Raw genomic sequence first — 19,313 nt, forward strand, 5'->3', positions numbered from 1 at the left:
GAAACCTTCATGGCACAGTCTTTTTGTGTTAAACATCAAACGTCAAACATCAAACCCTGAACATCAAAGACAAAGAAAACATGAGCGATAACAAAAAGCTTTACAAGAGTTTTCTTTTTTTTATTGAAAATTTATGGATTTTGCTTTATAATAAACAAGTGTATTCATGTATTATACATTTGTAACATGGAATCATTGATATTTTAGGGTAGGAGGTTTTCTTTATGCATAGTTTATGGAATGCATTGAACCGCATCAGCCTGATTAAGCAGATCATCATCGGCTTGATCATCGGTATCGCCGTGGCCATGGCTTTCCCTGCAGCTGGGAAGGAATTGGCTTTGCTCGGCGTCATTTTCGTCGGTGCCTTGAAAGGGATTGCGCCGGTCCTGGTCTTTGTCCTGGTCTCTGCTGCCTTGAGCCGCAAACAGGAAGATCACGAATCGAACATCAAAGATGTCATCATCCTGTATCTTATCGGTACCTTTTTAGCGGCTTTCTTCGCCGTCATGATCAGTTTCGTCTTCCCGCTGACGCTGCAGCTTGACGTATCGGCTGCCAGCAATAAGGCGCCTGAAGGCATTGCCGAAGTCTTGACGACGCTCCTCAAGAACATCGTCGACAACCCGGTTCATGCACTGATGACGGGGAACTACATCGGTATCCTCGGCTGGGCCTGCCTGTTCGGCGTAGCTGTCCGCCGCGTTTCCGAAGCGTCGAAAGCCGTCCTCGATGATTGTGCAGATGCTGTTACGACTTGCGTTCAGTGGATCATCCGCCTGGCCCCGTTCGGCATCATGGGCCTCGTAGCTGATTCCGTTTCGTCCAATGGTATCGGCGCCCTCATTGGCTATGCTAAACTGCTCTGTCTCCTCTTAGGGACGATGCTGCTCTTTGCCTTTGTCGTCAACCCGATTATCGTCTATGCCAAGATCCACCGCAATCCGTATCCGCTGGTCTGGAAATGCATCAAGACGTCTGGGGTCACGGCCTTCTTTACGCGCAGTTCTGCCGCTAATATCCCTGTCAACCTGTCCTTGGCGAAAGAACTCGGTGTCAATCCCGATACGTATACCGTTACGATTCCCCTCGGCGCAACGATTAACATGTCCGGCGCCGCTATCACTATTTCCATCATGACCTTGGCCGCTGTCCATACCTTAGGGATTGCCGTCGACTTCCCGACAGCCCTCCTGCTCAGCGTCCTCTCGGCCATCGGTGCCTGCGGGGCTTCCGGCGTTGCCGGCGGCTCTCTGCTGCTGATCCCCATGGCCTGCAGCCTCTTCGGCATCTCCAATGATATCGCCATGCAGGTTGTCGGCGTCGGCTTCATCATCGGTGTCCTCCAGGACTCGACGGAAACGGCCCTCAACTCGTCGACAGATATCCTCTTCACAGCCGCTGCCGACTTCGCCCAGCGCGGTTATCCCGAACACCTGGGCGGCCACGAAGTAAGCCATCAAGGGTAGGAACGCCCATGTAGGGGACGCCCAGAGGGCGTCCCGCCGTCCGCCGTTCGCATGTAGGGGCGCCACGTGGGGCGCCCGCCATAGATTATAATGAATAACGCAATTCGCCGTTCGCAAAAGGACCCTCGCATGACGATATTCATCATGCGAGGGTCTTTTTGTGTCAAAAGCAACCTCTCAGACCGCCTTCGGCGGCCAGCTCCCCTATGAGGGGAGCCGCTAGCCACGAACCACGAGCCACTAAAAAAGGGACTGTCGCATGAAGGTTTCTGTCATCATGCGAGGGTCTTTTTATGTCAAAAGCAACCTCTCAGACCGCCTTCGGCGGCCAGCTCCCCTATAAGGGGAGCCGCTAGCCGCGAACCACGAACCACGAGCCACTAAAAAAGCGTTGTCCGTCAGGACAACGCTTTTTTCCACCCTTATTTTCCGCTATCAGCGATGCAGTCATTGAGGTCGGCGACGAGGGCGTCGACGTCGATGCCGTGAGCACCAGCGCCCTGGCCGATGGTTTCAAAGTGAGCAGCCATGCAGCCAATGCAGCCGAGACCGTACTGCTGGAAGATTTCAATGATCTGCGGATATTTCTGAACGGCTTCAATGATACCCGTGTCTTTTGTAATCTGTGCCATTATCTGTATTCCTCCTTGTCAAATCGTATCCGTACTGTTTTGAAGGAACGTCCGGATTGCATTTATTATATCATATTTTTTTTCATTTGTGCGAGGAAATGCGCTTTTCCTCTAAGAGTTGTCCGTCTGGCAGGAAGCTGCGGAAGGTCAAGTCGTCTTCGCTGGCTTCTAAGGTCATGTAATTGTCCGTTTCTGGCTGGGGTGCAATGTATTCATCGAGGCTGTGCTGCTTCCACAGGCCCGGATACTGGACGTTGCCGGCGACGCCAGTGATGAGGTACAAGGGACCCGATTCATCGCGCTGGAAGTTCTTGATATGACCGCGGTCACGGTACGTGTGGAGGTGGGCCGAGAGGACGGCATCGACGCCATACTGGTCGAAGAGGGGCATCCACAGCCGGCCTTCTGGTGAGAAGCCTTCTTCCCTCGGTTCTGGGCGGTTGGCAAAGCCATATTGCAAGGGGTCCTTGTGCATGAGGACGATTTTCCACTTCTTCGTCGTCTTGGCCATGTCGTCCTTGAACCAGGCGACTTCATCTTCATCGAGGCTGGGCTCGAAATCGGCCAGTTCCTGGGACTGTGTGTTGAGGACGACGAAGTGGACGTCACCGTAATCGAAGGAATAAAACTGGTTCTGGTATTTTTCCATATCGATATGAGGCAGGGCGAAAAGGTGCAGGTAGGCTTCGGGCATGCGGACTTTCCAGTCCTTATTGTACGTTTCGTGGTTTCCCAGGAGAGGGACGACGGGGATGCGGGCAATCATGTCGCTGACGACGTCGAACCAGGTATTCCACTGGTAATGGTCCTGGCCGTTGTCGACGAGGTCCCCCATGTTGATGAAGAACTGCGCGTCCTGGTTGCGCTGCCATGCCGGCTGGGCCGTAGCCGCCCAGACACTGTAATCGCTGGACTGGGAATCTGGGAAGATGAGGGCTTTGAAGTCGCTGCCTTGAGCCGTATGGAAAGGCTGCCAGCTGCTGCGCTTGTCGCCGGCGCCGACGCGGTATTCATAGGCCGTACCCGGTTCCAGGTCGGTGACGGTGGCCGTGTGGATATACGTCGTCACGCCGTCATCGCTGAAGGCGTCACTGGACGCGGGCAGCTGCATGAGCGTATCGTCGTCGCCAGCCTTGCGGTATTCCATGACGGGCTTATCTTCTTCATAGTCCGACTGCCACATGAAGGTCCGCGACGTCGTGCTGTCTGCTGTGATGACTTGGCGGATATTCGAGGCATCGACGGCCTCTGTCGACAGATAATGGGCGGCGGCAGCCTTGGTAGCTTTGACGCCTTGTTTGGCGACGGTTTTCGTGCCCGGCAGCCAGGTATAGGCACTGACTGCGGCGACGACAGCGACGGCGAGGACGGTAGCGGCAATTTTTTTATATTTTCCTTTCATCGTTTTACTCCTTTTTTACTTAATTTGAAGTTTGATGTGGAAGGGATACTTTAAAGCCACAACAGTTGGCTATAACTGTAGTATAGCAGGACGAGAATCTGCTTTCAATACTTAGGATAATGCCTATAAAAAATGCTTTGTCATAAAGAAAATGTATGTCTGACAGAGAAAAACTTGACAAGTCCTGATCAGCGATATAAGATAAATGCAGTAAAAAGATAAAGAACGTCGATGAACGGGAGCAAGTACCGTCATGACACCCTTGACAGCGAGCCGGTGGCAGTGGAAGTCCGGCGAAGAGGACATGTGCGGGAATGGGCCTGGGAGATGCGGGCTGAACGCGAGTAGGCACCGCCGGAACTTCTGCCGTTATCTGAGAAGAATGCATCTACGTGTGCATATGAGCCGGGCAGTTTTGCCAACCAGGGTGGTACCGCGGAAATGACTTTCCTTTCGTCCCTAATATGAGGGATGGAAGGATTTTTTTTTTGAATAGGGAGGAATCCATTATGTCTGTTATTTTTTCTGGTATTCAGCCGAGCGGCAATCTGACCTTAGGGAACTATTTAGGCGCCCTTCGTAATTTCTCGAAGATCCAGGATGGCAACGAATGTTATTACTGCGTCGTCAACCAGCATGCTATCACGGTCCCGCAGGACCCAGCCCTCTTGCATCAGCGCACACGGCAGCTGGCTGCTATCTATCTGGCTTCCGGCCTGGATCCGGAAAAATCGACGCTCTTCGTCCAGTCAGAAGTCCCGGAACACGCACTCCTGGGCTGGATGATGATTACTTTGTCTTATGTCGGTGAATTGGAACGCATGACCCAGTACAAGGATAAGGCTTCCAAACGGGGCGACTCCATCCCGGCCGGCCTGTTGACCTATCCGCCCCTCATGGCTGCGGACATCCTCTTGTACCAGACCAACTTCGTCCCCGTCGGCGATGACCAGAAGCAGCACATGGAAATTACCCGCAATCTGGCTCAGCGCTTCAACCGCCTCTACGGCGAAGTCTTCACCATTCCGGACATCTACCTTGGCCAGGACGGTACGCGTGTCATGAGCCTTCAGGAACCGACCAAGAAGATGAGTAAATCCGACGATAACACGACGGCGACGATTTATCTCCTCGATGAACCGAAGGCTATCGAAAAGAAAATCAAACGGGCCCAGACGGATAGCGAAAACTCCGTTCATTACGATAAGGAAAACAAACCGGGCATTTCCAATCTCATCGAAATCTTCTCGGCCCTGACTGACCAAACCCACGAACAGGTCGAAGCGGCCTATGCCGGCAAGGGCTACGGCGCCTTCAAGAAAGACGTCGCCGATGCCGTCATTTCGACGCTGGAACCGATTCAGCAGCGCTACCGCCAGCTCGTCGACGATCCCGAATTGGATGCTATCCTTGATAAAGGCGCTGCTAAAGCACATGCCAAGGCCAGCGTGACCTACGAAAAAGCCGCCAAGGCCATGGGCTTGTTCCGCAAGTAAAACGATTCCGCTTAAATTTGAAAGAGAATAAGATTTGTAATTTATAAAAATAAAAGCAAATAACATGTTGACAAAGAAAGTATAAAGTATTACACTATATCCAACAAAGAAAATAGTGGAGACAAGAGGCAAGGGAGCCTGATGGAACATCAGATTCCCTTGCCTCTGTTTTTATTTGGGGATTTCTTTGTTCGTTCTTTAGTTATCATTTTTTTATAAAATCATCAGTTTAGGGGGAGTTACGAATGAGATTACGCGATGTAGGATTGACCAAAGAAGAAATCAAAGCCAAAGTAGACAAGTACATGATTGAAACGTACGAACGCTTCGATATGATCGCCGAACGCGGCAAGGGCATGTACGTCTACGATGAAAACGGGACACCGTACCTTGATTTCTACGCTGGTATCGCCGTCAACAGCGCCGGCAGCTGTAACGATAAAGTCGTCTTGGCCGTCATCGACCAGTGCATGGATATCATGCAGACTTTCAATTATCCGTACACAGTTCCGCAGGCCCTGCTGGCTGAAAAAATCTGCACGACTATCGGCATGGACAAGATTTTCTTCCAGAATTCTGGTGCAGAAGCTAACGAAGCCATGATTAAGATGGCCCGTAAATACGGCGTTGAACACTTTGGTCCCAACAAATACGAAATCATCACGGCAAAAGAATCCTTCCACGGCCGTACCTTTGGTTCCATGAGTGCTACTGGCCAGCCGGACAATGCCTGCCAAATCGGTTTCGGTGCCATGACGCCGGGCTTCAAATATGCTGAATTCAACAATTTGAAAGCCTTTGAAGATGCCATCACGGAAAACACGATCGGTATCATGGTCGAACCGGTACAGGGCGAAGGCGGTGTCCATCCGGCAACGAAAGAATTCCTCACAGGCCTGCGTAAACTGTGCGATGAAAAAGGCCTGCTCCTCCTCCTCGATGAAGTACAGAGCGGCTGGTGCCGTACGGGTGCTGTCATGTCTTACATGAACTACGGCATCAAACCGGATATTGTTTCTATGGCAAAAGCCTTGGGCGGCGGCATGCCGATTGCAGCTATCTGCGCTCGGGAAGATGTCTCTAAAGCCTTCACCATGGGTTCCCACGGCAGTACCTTCGGCGGCCATCCGGTCTGCTGCGCCGCTGCCTTGGCAGAAGTCAATGAACTCCTGGACAAAGACCTGGCTGGTAACGCCAAGAAGATGGGGGCATACTTCTTGGAACAGGCCCGGGAAAAACTGCCGCATCTGAAGGAAGCCCGCGGCCAGGGCTGCTTCTTGGGGCTTGAATTTGACGACAAGATCAACAGCGTCGACTTGAAGCATAAATGCTTCGACAAACACATGCTGTCGACGGCTATCGGCGACCACGTCCTGCGCCTGGTTCCGCCGCTGATCCTCCAGAAGGAACACGTCGACAAGGCCATTGCCATCATCAAGGAATCGGTCGAAGAATTGGCAAAATAAGTAATCACTACTGAGGGGTAGGAAAAGGTGTCTGCCAGAATTGAGGGGTTGGCAGGCACCTTTTCTAAAAAAAGGGGGGAACGAAATGAAACATTTCGTCATTACCGTGGGATGTGAATTTGGCAGCGGCGGCCCGGAAATCGGCAAGATGCTGGCTAAGTCGCTGGGAATCGAATACTACGACCGGGATCTCGTAGATAAAGTCGTGGAAAAAATCGGCGTAGAAAAACATCTCGTAGAAGAAGCAGATAACAAGAATTTCGTTCCATATGGCATCGAAACATCGTTGGGAACGCGCTATGCGAATTTGTCCAACAAAGTCATTTACACGCAGTTCGACGTCATCCGCAAGATGGCAAAGACATCGTGCGTCATCATCGGCCGGTGCAGCGACTACATCCTGAAGGGGCAGGAAAATGTCGTCAACGTTTTCATTTATGCACCGACAGAAGTACGCATCAAGACCATCATGGAAAAGATGAACTTATCCGAACGCCACGCGGCAGAAGTCATCCGTGATTATGACAATGCTCTCCATAGACGGTATAAATACATTACCGGGACCTATCGCGGTGACCGTCACAACCGCCATCTGCTGGTCGACAGCAGCGTCCTGGGCTGGGAAAAGACGGCGAAGTTCATCAAATCTTTCGTCGAAATGCGTTTTGAAGAGACTTGAGGGGGTATGAAAGATGGCGACAAAAAAGTCTGATTTTGATAAAGTCCTGAGTGCTTGGGACGTCCTGGTCATCGCCTTCGGGGCTATGATAGGCTGGGGCTGGGTCGTATCGACGGGCGACTGGATCATGCAAGGCGGCGTCTTAGGCGCCATGCTGGGGTTTGCCATTGGCGGCGTCATGATTTTCTTCGTCGGCCTGACCTATGCCGAACTGACGTCGGCTATGCCGCAGTGCGGCGGTGAACATGTCTTCAGTTATAAGGCCATGGGGCCGCTTGGTTCTTTTGTTTGTACCTGGATGATCGTTTTAGGGTATGTCGGCGTCGTCTGTTTCGAAGCCTGCGCCCTGCCGACCATCGTAGCTTATATTTATCCTGATTTCCTGGCAGGCTATCTGTATACCGTTGCCGGTTTCGATATTTACGCTTCCTGGCTGGCCGTAGCCATTCTGGTTTCTGTCTTCATTACGGCCATCAATATCATCGGGACCAAGACGGCAGCTATTTTGCAGACTATCCTGACGGTCATCATCGGTGGCGTCGGTATCCTGCTCATCGCAGCTTCGGCCCTTACGGGTACGGTATCGAACCTCGAAGGCCAGCTGTTCATGGGAGCTACGACGACGGATATGGTCAAAGGGACCCTGGCCGTTGCCGTTATGACGCCGTTCTATTTCATCGGCTTCGACGTCATCCCGCAGGCAGCGGAAGAAATTTCTGTATCTTTGCAGAAAATCGGTCGTATCCTTATCTTGTCCATTATTCTGGCTGTCCTCTTCTATGCGCTCATCATCTTCGGCGTCGGCTATGTCATGAATAATGCAGAAATTGCCGTTGCCATGAAAGGCGTCGGCGGCCTAGTTACGGCCGATGCCATGGCGGTCGCTTTTGGCAGCTCTATCATGGCTAAGGTCCTCATTATCGGCGGCCTCTGCGGCATCATCACCAGCTGGAATTCTTTCCTTATCGGCGGCAGCCGTGCCATGTACTCCATGGCTGAATCGTATATGATTCCGCGGATTTTTGCCAAATTACACGACAAATATAAGACGCCTGTCAATGCGCTCTTGCTCATCGGCCTCTTGTCTATCATCGCGCCGTTCTTCGGCAAGAAGATGCTGGTCTGGGTCGTCGATGCGGGCAACTTCGGCTGCTGCGTCGCCTACTGCATGGTCGCTATTTCCTTTGTCATCCTTCGTAAAAAGGCATCGGATATGGCTCGTCCTTATAAGGTCAGTCATTATAAACTGGTCGGGGCGCTGGCTATCCTCATGTCGGGCTTCATGGTCGTCATGTATGTCGTCCCTGGTTCCGGGGCTACCTTGGTTCCTCAGGAATGGGGCATGGTCCTCGGCTGGTCTATCCTGGGCGTCCTCTTTGGCCTCTATTGCAAGGCTAAATATGGCAGCAAGTTCGCCACTCATATTGATGTCGCCCTGGATAATGAAGATGTCGAAGAAGCCGGCGACCTGGCTTTCGGTCAGGCTATGGCCGCAGCCCTTCAGAATGTCGAATCGGATGCGCCGGTTACGTATGTATCGCAGCCACTCAGTTTTTCCTTCTCCATGCCAGTGTCCGTCGTCTTCGGTGCCGGTAAGCGTCACATGGCCGGAGAACTGTTGAAATCTTATGGGACAAAGGCCTTAGTCGTCACTGATTCGGCAACGAACGGACGGGACCTGGTCCGTGAAGTCGAAAAGAGCTTGAAAGATGCCGGTATCTCTGTGGCCCGTTTTGCCCACGTCACGGGGAAATCCCTGGATATTACGGCTGATTCAGCCGTCGATGAAATCAAGAAGAACGGCAGTGACTTCATCGTCGCTATCGGCGGCAATACCGTCATGGAAGGGGCCAAGATGATTGCCCGTGCCGCTGCCAGCACCCTGGGTCAGGCAATCCTGCCGCTGACCTTCGTGCCGACGAACTATCATACCGGTGCCTGCTTCGATGCATCCCTGCCCGACGGCAGCCGCGACCAGGCCCTGCTGGCCAAAGTCGTCATCGTCGATCCGGAATGTATGACCGGCATGAGCCAGAAAGAACGGGCCGTCTCGGGCTTTGCCGCCCTCAGCGAATGCATCAGTGCCTATACGGCAGCCGATGCCCAGCCGCTGACCGATGCCATGGCCCTCTACGCCATCGACATCTTGAACGATAAGCTGGCCGGCGTCTGCACCGATCATGCCGATAAAGGAGCTTGGGAAAAAGTCGTCCTGGCCGGCGTCATCGGCAGCATGGTCGCTGCAGAAACGGGCAGTCAGGTAGCCAAAGGACTGGCGCAAGCCGTCGCCAAGACCTCCTTCCCGGCTGACGAAGTGCTCTTGGCAGCTATCGTCCCGGTCGTCATCGATGCTAAAGCAGGGAAGGATCCCTTCCTCTATGGTAAACTGGCCCGCACGATGGGCGGCTTTACATCCGATGACTGTGCAGCCCGCCTTTGCTATCTGGCCAAGGCCCTGCACCTCGACCTGCGCATTGCCGACATGGGCGTCCATGAAGACGACATCGCCACCATGGCCGAAGCCTATATCGGTGAGGAAGCAGCCGAAGCCGTCCAGGAAAAAGCCGCTGCCATGGAAGCTGCATTTGATTCGTGAAAATAGTTTGTAGTAAAAAAGGAGCTGTCGCACATGCGACAGCCCCTTTTTTCATATAACCAAAAGATTTTCTTTTTACCAGCAGGAGTTTGACAAGGCTGTGTAGAATATCTTAAGATAAACTAGTTATATCATAGTTGCTTGGAGGTAGTCATTATGACACTCAGTTTATTTTGGTCGCGTTATACGCTGGAACTTCGGGAACAGCATTTGCGCGACGTCGATGAACTTTATCATTATCTCATTGCCCGGGAACGATGGAACTGGTTCCTGGCCAAGATTCCCGAACAGGCTCAGATCCAGATACTCCGGGGCCACAACCACGGGGAGGACTCCTGGACGTGCCGCAAGTGGCTCGACCACATGCTGGACTGGATCAAGGAAAACAAACCGCCTGCCGTCTATGATGCCGTCATCGACAAGATTCATATGATTGAAGACAAGCCTATTGAGGAACTGGAAAAACAGGCTGCCCGGAACATTTCGCCGGAAGAATTGGAAAAACTCCAGCGTGCCGGTTATTTTCAATGTATCGAGGCGCCGAAAAAAAGTGAATGAAAGCAGGTGAGGGAATGACCTTTCTATTACGCATGATAACAGCTGCTGTCTTGTTCTTTTCCCTGGCAGCCGCCGCACCGGCTGCTGTCGTGCAGGCCGATTCCGTCCGCGTCCTGCCGATTTCCGGCGATATCGACGGCAGCCAGGCCGCCTTCATCCAGCGCGGTCTGCGCCAGGCCGCCGAAGAAGGGGATACGGCTGTCGTCATTACCATCAACACCTTGGGAGGCCGCGTGGACAGCGCCCTCAAGATCCGCGATATGCTCATGGCTTCCGACGTCCCGACCATCGCCTATGTCACGTCGCGGGCCTGGTCGGCCGGGGCTCTCATCGCCTTGTCGTGCCGCCATATCATCATGGCGCCGGGCAGCAGTATCGGCGCGGCCGAACCGATTCCCAACACGGAAAAGAACATCGCCGCCTTAAAGGCTGAGTTCAGCGCGACAGCCGCCCAGAATGGCCATAATCCCGGTGTCGCCGAAGCCATGGTCGACAAATCCCAGGGCTATCCCGATTATGCCGAACCGGGGAAGGTACTGGCCTTATCTGACGGCCAGGCCAAGGAACTGAACGTGTCCGATGGCTCAGCCGATACGCTGTCCGAAGCCCTGGCCCTGTACAGCCTGGGCGATGCGCCATTGACGTACGTCGATAAGGATTGGCGCGACGACGTCGTCGGCATCTTGCAGAATCCCTATGTCCGGACCATCTTCGTCGCCTTGATCATCGCTGCCTTGCTGGCAGAAATCAAGATGGCCGGCATCGGCGCCGGCATCGCTACGGCCTTTGTCTTCGGCGGCCTGCTGCTCCTGTCGGGCAACGAGTCCCTGGCAGACGGCCTGAAAATCGTCGCCGCCTTTCTCGTCAGCCTGCTCTGCATCGGCCTGGAACTGGCGTCGCCCGGCGTCGGTATCTTCGGCCTGGCCGGCGTCGTCCTCTTGTTCGGCAGCCTGTTCTTCATGCTCGGGGCGACGTATGAAGCCGTCTACATCCTGGCCGGCGGGACGGTCCTGGCCATTATATTGTTTTATATTGTTGGCAAGCACCTGCCCAAGAGCCGGCTCTTTGAAAAATTGACCCTCAAGAACCGTTCGACGAAAGAAAAGGGATATACGGCCCAGGCCGACTACAGCAAATATCTCTATGAACGGGGCAAGACCATTACTATTCTGCGTCCGTCCGGCACGATCCGCATCGGCAAAGAACGGGTCGACGCCGTGGCCAATGGGACTTTCATCGGCCGCGATGTCATCGTCCGCGTCGTCAAAGTCGAAGGCAGCCGCGTCGTCGTCGAACCGGAACCGGAACGCCATCCCAAACCCTGAGAAGGAGGTATCTTATGTCTATCGTATCCTTTTTAGCCGTACCGATCATCATCATCGCCGCCGCTGTCATCGTCGTATCCTTGTTCCTGCACTTCGTGCCCATCGGCTTGTGGATCTCGGCCATGGCAGCCGGCGTCTCCGTAGGCATCGTCAACCTCATCGGCATGCGCCTGCGCCGGGTCATCCCGTCCAAGATCATCCTGCCCCTGGTCAAGGCCAATAAAGCCGGCCTCGACGTCAACGTCAATCAGCTGGAAGCCCATTACCTGGCCGGCGGTGACGTCGACCGCGTCGTCGACGCCCTCATCGCGGCCCATCGGGCGACGATGTCCCTGACCTTTGAACGGGCCTGCGCCATCGACCTGGCCGGCCGCGACGTCCTGGAAGCCGTCCAGATGAGCGTCAATCCGAAAGTCATCGAAACGCCGTTCATTTCGGCTGTCGCCCAGAACGGCATCGAACTGAAGGTCCGGGCCCGGGTCACGGTCCGCGCCAACATCGACCGCCTCGTCGGCGGCGCCGGTGAAGCGACGGTCATCGCCCGCGTCGGCGAAGGCATCGTTACCAGTGTCGGCTCGGCACGGGACCATTCTCAGGTCCTGGAAAATCCTGACGAAATCAGTAAGACCGTCCTCAGCAAGGGCCTCGACGCCGGGACGGCTTTTGAAATCTTGTCCATCGACATTGCCGATGTCGACGTAGGCCGCAACATCGGCGCCCGATTGCAGACCGACCAGGCCGAAGCGGACAAGCAGATCGCCCAGGCCAAGGCCGAAGAACGGCGGGCCATGGCTGTCGCCAAAGAGCAGGAAATGCAGGCTTATACCCAGGAAATGCAGGCCAAGGTCGTCGAAGCCCAGGCCGAAGTCCCCCTGGCCCTGGCCCAGGCCCTGCGCGAAGGCAAGTTGGGCGTCATGGACTATTATAATATGAAGAATATCATGGCCGATACGGAGATGCGGAATGCCGTCGCCCAGGCCGGCGTCCCCAAGACCCAGTCGGTCCCGACCGGGCAGGACAGTCATCACGACGACCGGGGTCCGGCCGGAAAGTAGGTGAGGTCCATGGATATGCTATGGCTCATCGTGGCCTTTGTCCTGATGGCGGCCTTGCCCGACATCTTGCGCCGCCGCCGGCACTATGCCAAACGGAAAGGCCCTATTCCTATACCGCCGCGGCGTAAGCCGGCACCGGCCAGGACGCCGGCTCCGGCCGAATCCGCAGAAGAAGCGGACCGGGAGGCTTCGATGACAGAAACGGCCGCTCCGGCGCAGGCACCCAGCGTGCCGGTTGCTATGCCAGTCCGACCGGCTGCGGTATCGCCCGTATCCGTGCCCCAGCGCGTCCGCCCGGCGGCCTGGAGCCAGCTGACGCCACAGGCGCGGGAGCTCTACGCCGGCTTTGTCTGGTCCGAAATATGGCAGGAACCGTTGGCTCACCGTCAGCGGTCAATTAAAAAATAGAGAGGATTTATCACAAATGATTCAAGAAAAAGAAGTAGGTATCAAGGGTATCCCCGGACTGGTCATCACGTCTGGGGAAAAAGCGAAAGGCGTCGTCTTGTTCTATCATGGCTGGTCGTCGCAGAAAGAATTTCAGGCCGTCCGCGGCCGCATCCTGGCCTCGTATGGCTACGATGTCGTCATTCCCGACGCCGTCAACCATGGCTGCCGCGGCACGCTGGACTATGAATCGAAGATCGTATACCCCGATTTCTGGCAGACCATTTTCCAGAACATGACGGAAGTCCCGCTCATGCTGGAATATATCCAGGAAAACTGGCCCGATACGCCCATTGCCGTCATGGGACATTCCATGGGCGGCTTCACGGCTCTCGGCGCCATGAGCTTGTTCAAGGAATTTAAGACGGCTGTCGTCATGAACGGTTCCGGCTGGTGGGATGAATCGGAACGGCGCTTCCGTGCGTCCCTGCACATTGAAAAGCCCCGGGCCTACCGCTTCATCCAGATGCAGTTCGCTGCCATGGATCCCTATACCCACATGGACCGTCTCAGCGGCCGATCCCTCTTGTCCCTCCGCGGCGGCGCCGACGATGTCGTCGATGGGGCTGCCCAGGAACTCTATCTGGAAAAACTGGCCCAGCGCGATGACGTCAAGACCCAGTCCATCGTCTACGATGACCTCGGCCATTTCGTCACGACCAATATGATGGGCGATGCCGTCAACTGGCTCCAGGCAGAGTTGCATTAAGGAAAAAAAGAAAATACTTTAAAATGACAAGAAGTAAAACCTTTTCCTATAAAAATAATTAAATAAATTACGGCAAAATACTTTACAAAATTTAAAAAGTGAGTATAATATACGTATAAACAAGAAACCGCAAGGACGCGGAAAGTAAGAAATCATTCATCGTTACGATAGAAATGATTTTCTCCCGTCCTTGCGGTTTTATATTTTTTATGGTTATCATTCATGTATCAGGGGATGTATAACAGGGGGGATAGGTATGTCAAAGAATATTTTCCGAACAAAAAGCATCAATCAGTTCCTATCGGAAACGAAACAAGACGGCGGCATGAACCGCGTCCTGGGGACGTTCGGCCTGACTATGTTGGGCATCGGCTGTATCGTTGGTACAGGGATTTTCGTCCTGACCGGGATTGCAGCGGCTAATTTTTCCGGGCCGGCCCTGGTCATTTCCTTCGTCATCGCAGCCCTGGCCTGTGGCTGTGCCGCGCTTTGTTATTCTGAATTCGCAGCCATGATTCCCGTAGCCGGCAGTGCTTACACCTACGGTTACGTTGCTTTAGGCGAATTTTGGGCCTGGGTCATCGGCTGGGATTTGATTTTGGAATATACCCTGGCGCTGAGCGCCGTTTCCATCGGCTGGTCCGGCTATTTCGGCAATATCCTGACGAATCTGGGTCTGGCCTTGCCGAAAGAGTTCATTACGGCACCGGAAGAAGGGGGCCTCATCAATTTGCCGGCCATGGCCATTATCTGGATCATCACTTTGATCAATATGAAGGGCATTACTCAGAGCTCCCTGGTCAATGACATCATCGTCGTCATCAAGCTGGCTGTCGTCGGCCTGTTCATCGCCCTCGGCGTCAGCCATGTCGACCCGGCTAACTGGACGCCTTTCATGCCCTATGGCTGGTCCGGTGTCTTCACCGGCGCTTCGGTCATCTTCTTTGCTTACATCGGCTTCGACGCCGTTTCGACGGCAGCTGAAGAAGTCAAGAATCCGCAGAAAGATTTGCCTCGCGGCATCATCTTATCGCTGGTCATCTGCACGGTCTTGTACATTGCCGTATCGGCTATCCTGACCGGCATGGTCCCGTACTTGCAGTTCAAGACGACGGCCGCTCCCGTTGCCTATGCTCTGCAGCTCGTCGGTTATCATTGGGGTGCCGCTGCCGTATCGGTCGGCGCTATCTGCGGCCTCACGTCGGTTCTCCTGGTCATGTGCCTCGGCCAGAGCCGTATCCTCTTCGTCATGTCCCGTGACGGCCTGCTGCCGCGCTTCTTCGGCCATATCAACCAGAAGACCAAGACGCCGGTCCGCAGTTCCTTGTTAGTCGCCGTCGTATCGTCCATCCTGGCCGGCCTCGTTCCTATCGGCGTCGTCGCCGAAATGGTCAATATCGGCACGTTAGGGGCTTTCATCATCGTCTCGGCGTCGGTCATCATCCTCCGCAAAAAGGCGCCGGACCGCGTCCGTCCGTTCCGTTGCCCCTTGGTTCCGCTCATTCCGATTTTGGCGATCCTCTTCTGCGGCGTCCTGGTCGTCATGCTGCCGACGATTACGCAGATCCGCTTCATCGTATGGCTGGCCATCGGCCTGGTCATCTACTTTGGCTATGGCTATAAGCACAGCATCATCACCAAAGCCCAGAAAGGTACCCTGACGGCTCCCGTTTCCGCGGCGGCTGAAGAACCGGCTCAGGCTCCGGCCCTTCACGAAGGAGCTCATTCCACTATTGAACACTGACGCATTCTATATATCGACAGAAAAAGACCCGCCCTCTCCCCTGGCCGGGCCTTTTTCTTGCCCTTGAAGCTAGCCGCCGGCCGTGATTTTTTTTGTAGCCTGCGTTCTTTTTCATCGCCTGTATGCGATTTCGTAGGGGCCGTCCCAAAGGGCGGCCCGCTCCAGAATATGTGTGATTTCCCAGACCGGACTACAGGGGCATCATTCCCATATCCGGCAGCATCAGCCACCCGCCGCTAACCACGAGCCACGAACCACGAACCACTAGCCACTAGCCCCCCATTTGTGGTAAAGTAGAGCCATGCGAAATATCATTGCAGAGGGGAGCTAGAAGAATGGAAAAAAAGAAGATCTATGTATTGGCCTGCGGCGGGACCATTGCCGGCAAGGCTGCGTCTGCCGACGATTTGACGGGGTATGCTGCCGGCCAGACGTCCATTGATGAATTACTTGAGGCTGTGCCACAGTTGGCGGAGTATGCTGATGTACAGGGCGAGCAGTTCTGCAACATCGACAGTTCGGACATGACAGAAGCCTTATGGCAGTCCCTGGCCAGCCGTGTCCAAGAAATCGCCGACCGGGAAGACGTGGACGGCATCGTCATCACCCACGGCACGGATACCATGGAGGAAACGGCCTATTTCCTCGACCTCACGGTCCACACCATCAAGCCTGTCGTCCTGACGGGCTCCATGCGGCCTTCGACGGCCATCAGTGCCGACGGGCCGTTGAACCTGTTGGAAGCCGTCCAGGCGGCGTCCTGGTCGGAATTGGGGAAATACGGCGTCGTCATCGTCATGAACAGCACCGTTCACAGCGCCCGCTTCGTCGAAAAGACCGATACGACCCATGCCGATACTTTCAAAGGCCGCCAGATGGGCTGCCTGGGCTACATGCAGGACGGCCGGCCGTACCTGTACCAGCAGCCCCTGCGCAAGCATACGTGGTCGTCGGATTTGGCGTCTCCCAAAGACTTGCCGCCCGTGGCCATCGCCTATACCTATGTAGGCCTTACGGCCGATGACGTGTGCCGTCTGGCCCAGGGGAAAGCCGGTCTGGTCCTGGCCGGCCTCGGTCACGGTAAAGTGCCGGAACCGGTCTGGCAGGCCTTGCAGTCCCTCATGGCACAAGGGCTCGTCGTCGTCCGCGCTGCCCGCGCCCTGGGAGGGATGGTCACGCCGGTCCCGGCTTATGACGGGACGATTACGGCTGATTCCCTGACGCCGCAGAAGGCCAAGATCCTCTTGCAGCTGGCCCTGGCCCATACGACGGGCCGGGACAAGATACAGGCCATCTTCGACACGTACTGACCCTTTCCTTTCGCGGCGATATGCCTTCCCTAATGGGGCGGGGTGTGATAAAATAAATAAGATAAAACATAGGTATGCAATCCCTGTATCCTTTACGACACTGACATAGATAGGAGCGAATGAATCATGAATAAGTACAAAAAATTGATGGTCATTACGGCCATGACGGCAGCTCTCGGCACGTCGGCTTTCGCCGCATCCACCGGGATCACGGACATCAGCAATTATTGGGGCAAAGCGGCCATCCAGTATTTCTATAACCAGCACTACATCAGCGGCACCAACGGCCAGTTCCGCCCGAATGAAGACATTACCCGTGAAGGCGCTGCGGCCATCATCAACAACATGATCGGTGAAGATTCCAAAGTCAAGACGACGAATTTCAGCGACGTCAAAGGCCGCTGGTCTGAAAGGGCCATTGCCTCGCTGGTCGATAAACAGATCATGAGCGGTTACAGCAACGGCACGTTCAAGCCGGAACAGAAGATCACCCGTGAAGAATTTGCCGTCATCGCCTACAACTACATGACCTATAAAGGCATGAGCACCCTCGAAGGCGCTGCACCTTATGCCGACGAAGCCAAGATTTCCAGCTGGGCCCGCCAGGCCGTCGATGCCCTGGCTGCTGCCGGCTATATGAAGGGCGGCAACTACAACATGTTCAACCCGAAACAGTACGTCACCCGCGGGGAAGCCGTCAACGTCCTCTACCGCATCCTGACGGGCGTCAAGGAAACGACGCAGAGCCAGGACGGCCTGGAAGCCAAGGCCTTCAAGGACATCAAAGACGTCTATGGTTCGGTCAAGGCCTTTGCCGCTGACGGCATCATGTACTGGCAGGGCGATAAGCTCCACATCGGCGTCAAGGATCCGAAGAACAAGCAGAAACTGGCCGACGCCATTGCCGCCGACAAGGATATCCCGGCTGAATCGGTCTACGTCCAGAAATCGACGTACAGCTACGACGATTATAAGAACCTCATGGCTCAGGCCGAAAAGATTTACAAGGCCACGGAAGCGACGAACGCCACCGTTTCGACCGAACCGGATTACCTCAATGAAAAGGTCGTCCTCACAGTCAGCTCCATTTCTAAAGAAACGCAGAATAATCTCAATAAAGCCTTGGGCAGTGCCCTTCGCATCGTCATTCAGTAATCGCAGCAGAGGAGGATTTTCATGGTACGGAACAAAATCGTTGCCTTTCTGGCAGCCGCTGCCCTCTTGTCAGTCAGTGCCGTTTCGGCCGATGCCCCTTATACGGACCTGGGCAGCCTGACCGACCGCGCTGCCGTCGATTATCTCTATGACGCACAGTGCCTGACCTTCATTACAGGGACTTCCTTCGAACCGGACCGGGTCCTGACCCGCGGCGACCTGGCCCAGCTGCTCTATAATTCGGCAGCCAACATCCCCCTGGCACCCCTCGGCGCTGCCAGCTATGGTGATGTGCCGTCCGGAACGGCGGGCGACGCCATGAACAGCGTCGCCGCCCAAGGCATCCTGGCCGGTTATGAAGACGGGAATTTCCATCCCGAAGCGCCTGTGAGCCGCGAAGAGTTCGCCGGCGTCCTGTATCGCTACTTGCAGTACAATCACCTGGCCGACCCGGATCAGGATGTCAAGCCCTACGCCGATGCCGCGTCCATCGCTCCGGCCTATGCCAAAGCCATCGACGTCCTGCACAGCAAGAACATCATGGTGCCGGCAGACAATTATTTCCGGCCCAAAGAAGGCATGACCCGGGCCGATGCGGCTCAGGTATTTTACCGGCTCATGCATTCCGATGGCGATTATACGTCCCATGTCCAGGTCGAATCGCAGGTCATCAAGGCCATCAATGCCGAATACGGCTCGGTGCCGATTTACTTCCGCAGCGGTACGATGTACTGGGATGGCGATACCCTGGTCCTGGGCATCAAGGGCGCTCCCAGCAAGTACTTGAAACAGCGTCTCCGCGATGATGTGGCTAAAACGTCGGCCGTCCAGATCCGCCGCGCCGCCTTGAGCCACAGCGATTACAGCCAGCTCATGACTAAGGCCATCCACTGCGTCGTCGACAACGAAGGTGTCCAGAACTACGTCGGCGCCCTGCCGGACTATGTCCATGAACAGATCGTCCTCACCGTCCGCCATCCCGTCAGCAAGGCAACCCTGGCCGAACTGGCCAAACGCGTCGGTACGGGACGGGTCCGCCTGGAAACGGCTCCCATTGCCGGTCAGGCTCCCATCGTCCAGGTAGCCGGACAGATGGAAGAAACAGCCGGTACGGATACGACGGCAACGACAGAAAATTCCAAAAAAGAAGTAAAGCAAGTTTACTCGACCTTACTGGACGATGCCACGACCAGTGCCATCACCTCCGTCCAGAACGACGTGATGAAGTAGTTTGGTGGCTCGCGATTCGTGGTTCGTTGTTCGTATAAAA

General features: G+C 54.9%; 16 protein-coding genes. 14 read left to right on the top strand and 2 right to left on the bottom strand.

What is annotated here, in order from left to right:
- The first annotated feature begins 224 nt into the window (after positions 1–224).
- Positions 225–1,469: a serine/threonine transporter SstT gene (gene sstT / locus NOS26_RS08140; RefSeq protein WP_255917548.1), complete on the top strand. Its 1,245-nt coding sequence runs from the start codon at positions 225–227 to the stop codon at positions 1,467–1,469.
- Between the two features lie 422 nt (positions 1,470–1,891).
- Here the strand turns inward: sstT and NOS26_RS08145 are convergent, their stop codons facing one another.
- Together NOS26_RS08145 and NOS26_RS08150 are read right to left on the bottom strand one after the other, a co-directional pair.
- Positions 1,892–2,101 (bottom strand): DUF1858 domain-containing protein, encoded by a 210-nt coding sequence (locus tag NOS26_RS08145; RefSeq protein ID WP_169013501.1) that lies wholly within the window; start codon positions 2,099–2,101, stop codon positions 1,892–1,894.
- Between the two features lie 82 nt (positions 2,102–2,183).
- Positions 2,184–3,503, bottom strand: a complete 1,320-nt coding sequence (locus NOS26_RS08150; protein ID WP_255917549.1) for a metallophosphoesterase family protein — start codon at positions 3,501–3,503, stop codon at positions 2,184–2,186.
- 509 nt (positions 3,504–4,012) lie between these two features.
- Here NOS26_RS08150 and trpS point away from each other — a divergent pair.
- The 13 genes from trpS (at position 4,013) to NOS26_RS08215 (ending at position 19,273) form a co-directional block, all read left to right on the top strand.
- Positions 4,013–4,999, top strand: coding sequence for a tryptophan--tRNA ligase (gene trpS, locus NOS26_RS08155; protein WP_014016159.1), 987 nt, complete (start codon positions 4,013–4,015; stop codon positions 4,997–4,999).
- Between the two features lie 245 nt (positions 5,000–5,244).
- On the top strand, positions 5,245–6,465 hold the full coding sequence (locus tag NOS26_RS08160; RefSeq protein WP_014016160.1) for an aspartate aminotransferase family protein: 1,221 nt from the start codon (positions 5,245–5,247) through the stop codon (positions 6,463–6,465).
- Between the two features lie 85 nt (positions 6,466–6,550).
- Positions 6,551–7,144: an AAA family ATPase gene (locus NOS26_RS08165; RefSeq protein WP_014016161.1), complete on the top strand. Its 594-nt coding sequence runs from the start codon at positions 6,551–6,553 to the stop codon at positions 7,142–7,144.
- 13 nt (positions 7,145–7,157) lie between these two features.
- Positions 7,158–9,740 (top strand): iron-containing alcohol dehydrogenase, encoded by a 2,583-nt coding sequence (locus NOS26_RS08170; RefSeq protein WP_255917550.1) that lies wholly within the window; start codon positions 7,158–7,160, stop codon positions 9,738–9,740.
- Between the two features lie 156 nt (positions 9,741–9,896).
- Complete coding sequence (locus NOS26_RS08175) at positions 9,897–10,298, top strand: hypothetical protein (protein WP_014016163.1); 402 nt, start codon at positions 9,897–9,899, stop codon at positions 10,296–10,298.
- A gap of 14 nt (positions 10,299–10,312) precedes the next feature.
- Positions 10,313–11,623 (top strand): nodulation protein NfeD, encoded by a 1,311-nt coding sequence (locus NOS26_RS08180; protein WP_072982509.1) that lies wholly within the window; start codon positions 10,313–10,315, stop codon positions 11,621–11,623.
- Between the two features lie 14 nt (positions 11,624–11,637).
- Complete coding sequence (floA, locus tag NOS26_RS08185) at positions 11,638–12,678, top strand: flotillin-like protein FloA (RefSeq protein WP_014016165.1); 1,041 nt, start codon at positions 11,638–11,640, stop codon at positions 12,676–12,678.
- A gap of 9 nt (positions 12,679–12,687) precedes the next feature.
- On the top strand, positions 12,688–13,086 hold the full coding sequence (locus tag NOS26_RS08190; RefSeq protein WP_054336957.1) for a hypothetical protein: 399 nt from the start codon (positions 12,688–12,690) through the stop codon (positions 13,084–13,086).
- Positions 13,087–13,102: 16 nt separating this feature from the next.
- The gene (locus NOS26_RS08195) at positions 13,103–13,834 is read left to right on the top strand and encodes an alpha/beta fold hydrolase (protein WP_014016167.1); all 732 of its coding nucleotides are present in this window, start codon (positions 13,103–13,105) and stop codon (positions 13,832–13,834) included.
- Between the two features lie 256 nt (positions 13,835–14,090).
- On the top strand, positions 14,091–15,578 hold the full coding sequence (locus NOS26_RS08200; RefSeq protein ID WP_072982511.1) for an amino acid permease: 1,488 nt from the start codon (positions 14,091–14,093) through the stop codon (positions 15,576–15,578).
- A 335-nt stretch (positions 15,579–15,913) separates the two neighbouring features.
- Positions 15,914–16,888, top strand: coding sequence for an asparaginase (locus tag NOS26_RS08205; protein ID WP_072982514.1), 975 nt, complete (start codon positions 15,914–15,916; stop codon positions 16,886–16,888).
- Between the two features lie 126 nt (positions 16,889–17,014).
- Complete coding sequence (locus NOS26_RS08210; protein WP_036201839.1) at positions 17,015–18,043, top strand: S-layer homology domain-containing protein; 1,029 nt, start codon at positions 17,015–17,017, stop codon at positions 18,041–18,043.
- A 21-nt stretch (positions 18,044–18,064) separates the two neighbouring features.
- The gene (locus NOS26_RS08215) at positions 18,065–19,273 is read left to right on the top strand and encodes an S-layer homology domain-containing protein (RefSeq protein ID WP_027895543.1); all 1,209 of its coding nucleotides are present in this window, start codon (positions 18,065–18,067) and stop codon (positions 19,271–19,273) included.
- Positions 19,274–19,313 lie beyond the last annotated feature (40 nt).

This window comes from Megasphaera sp. SC8-1 (assembly GCF_024436295.1).
GTDB lineage: Bacteria > Bacillota > Negativicutes > Veillonellales > Megasphaeraceae > Megasphaera > Megasphaera elsdenii.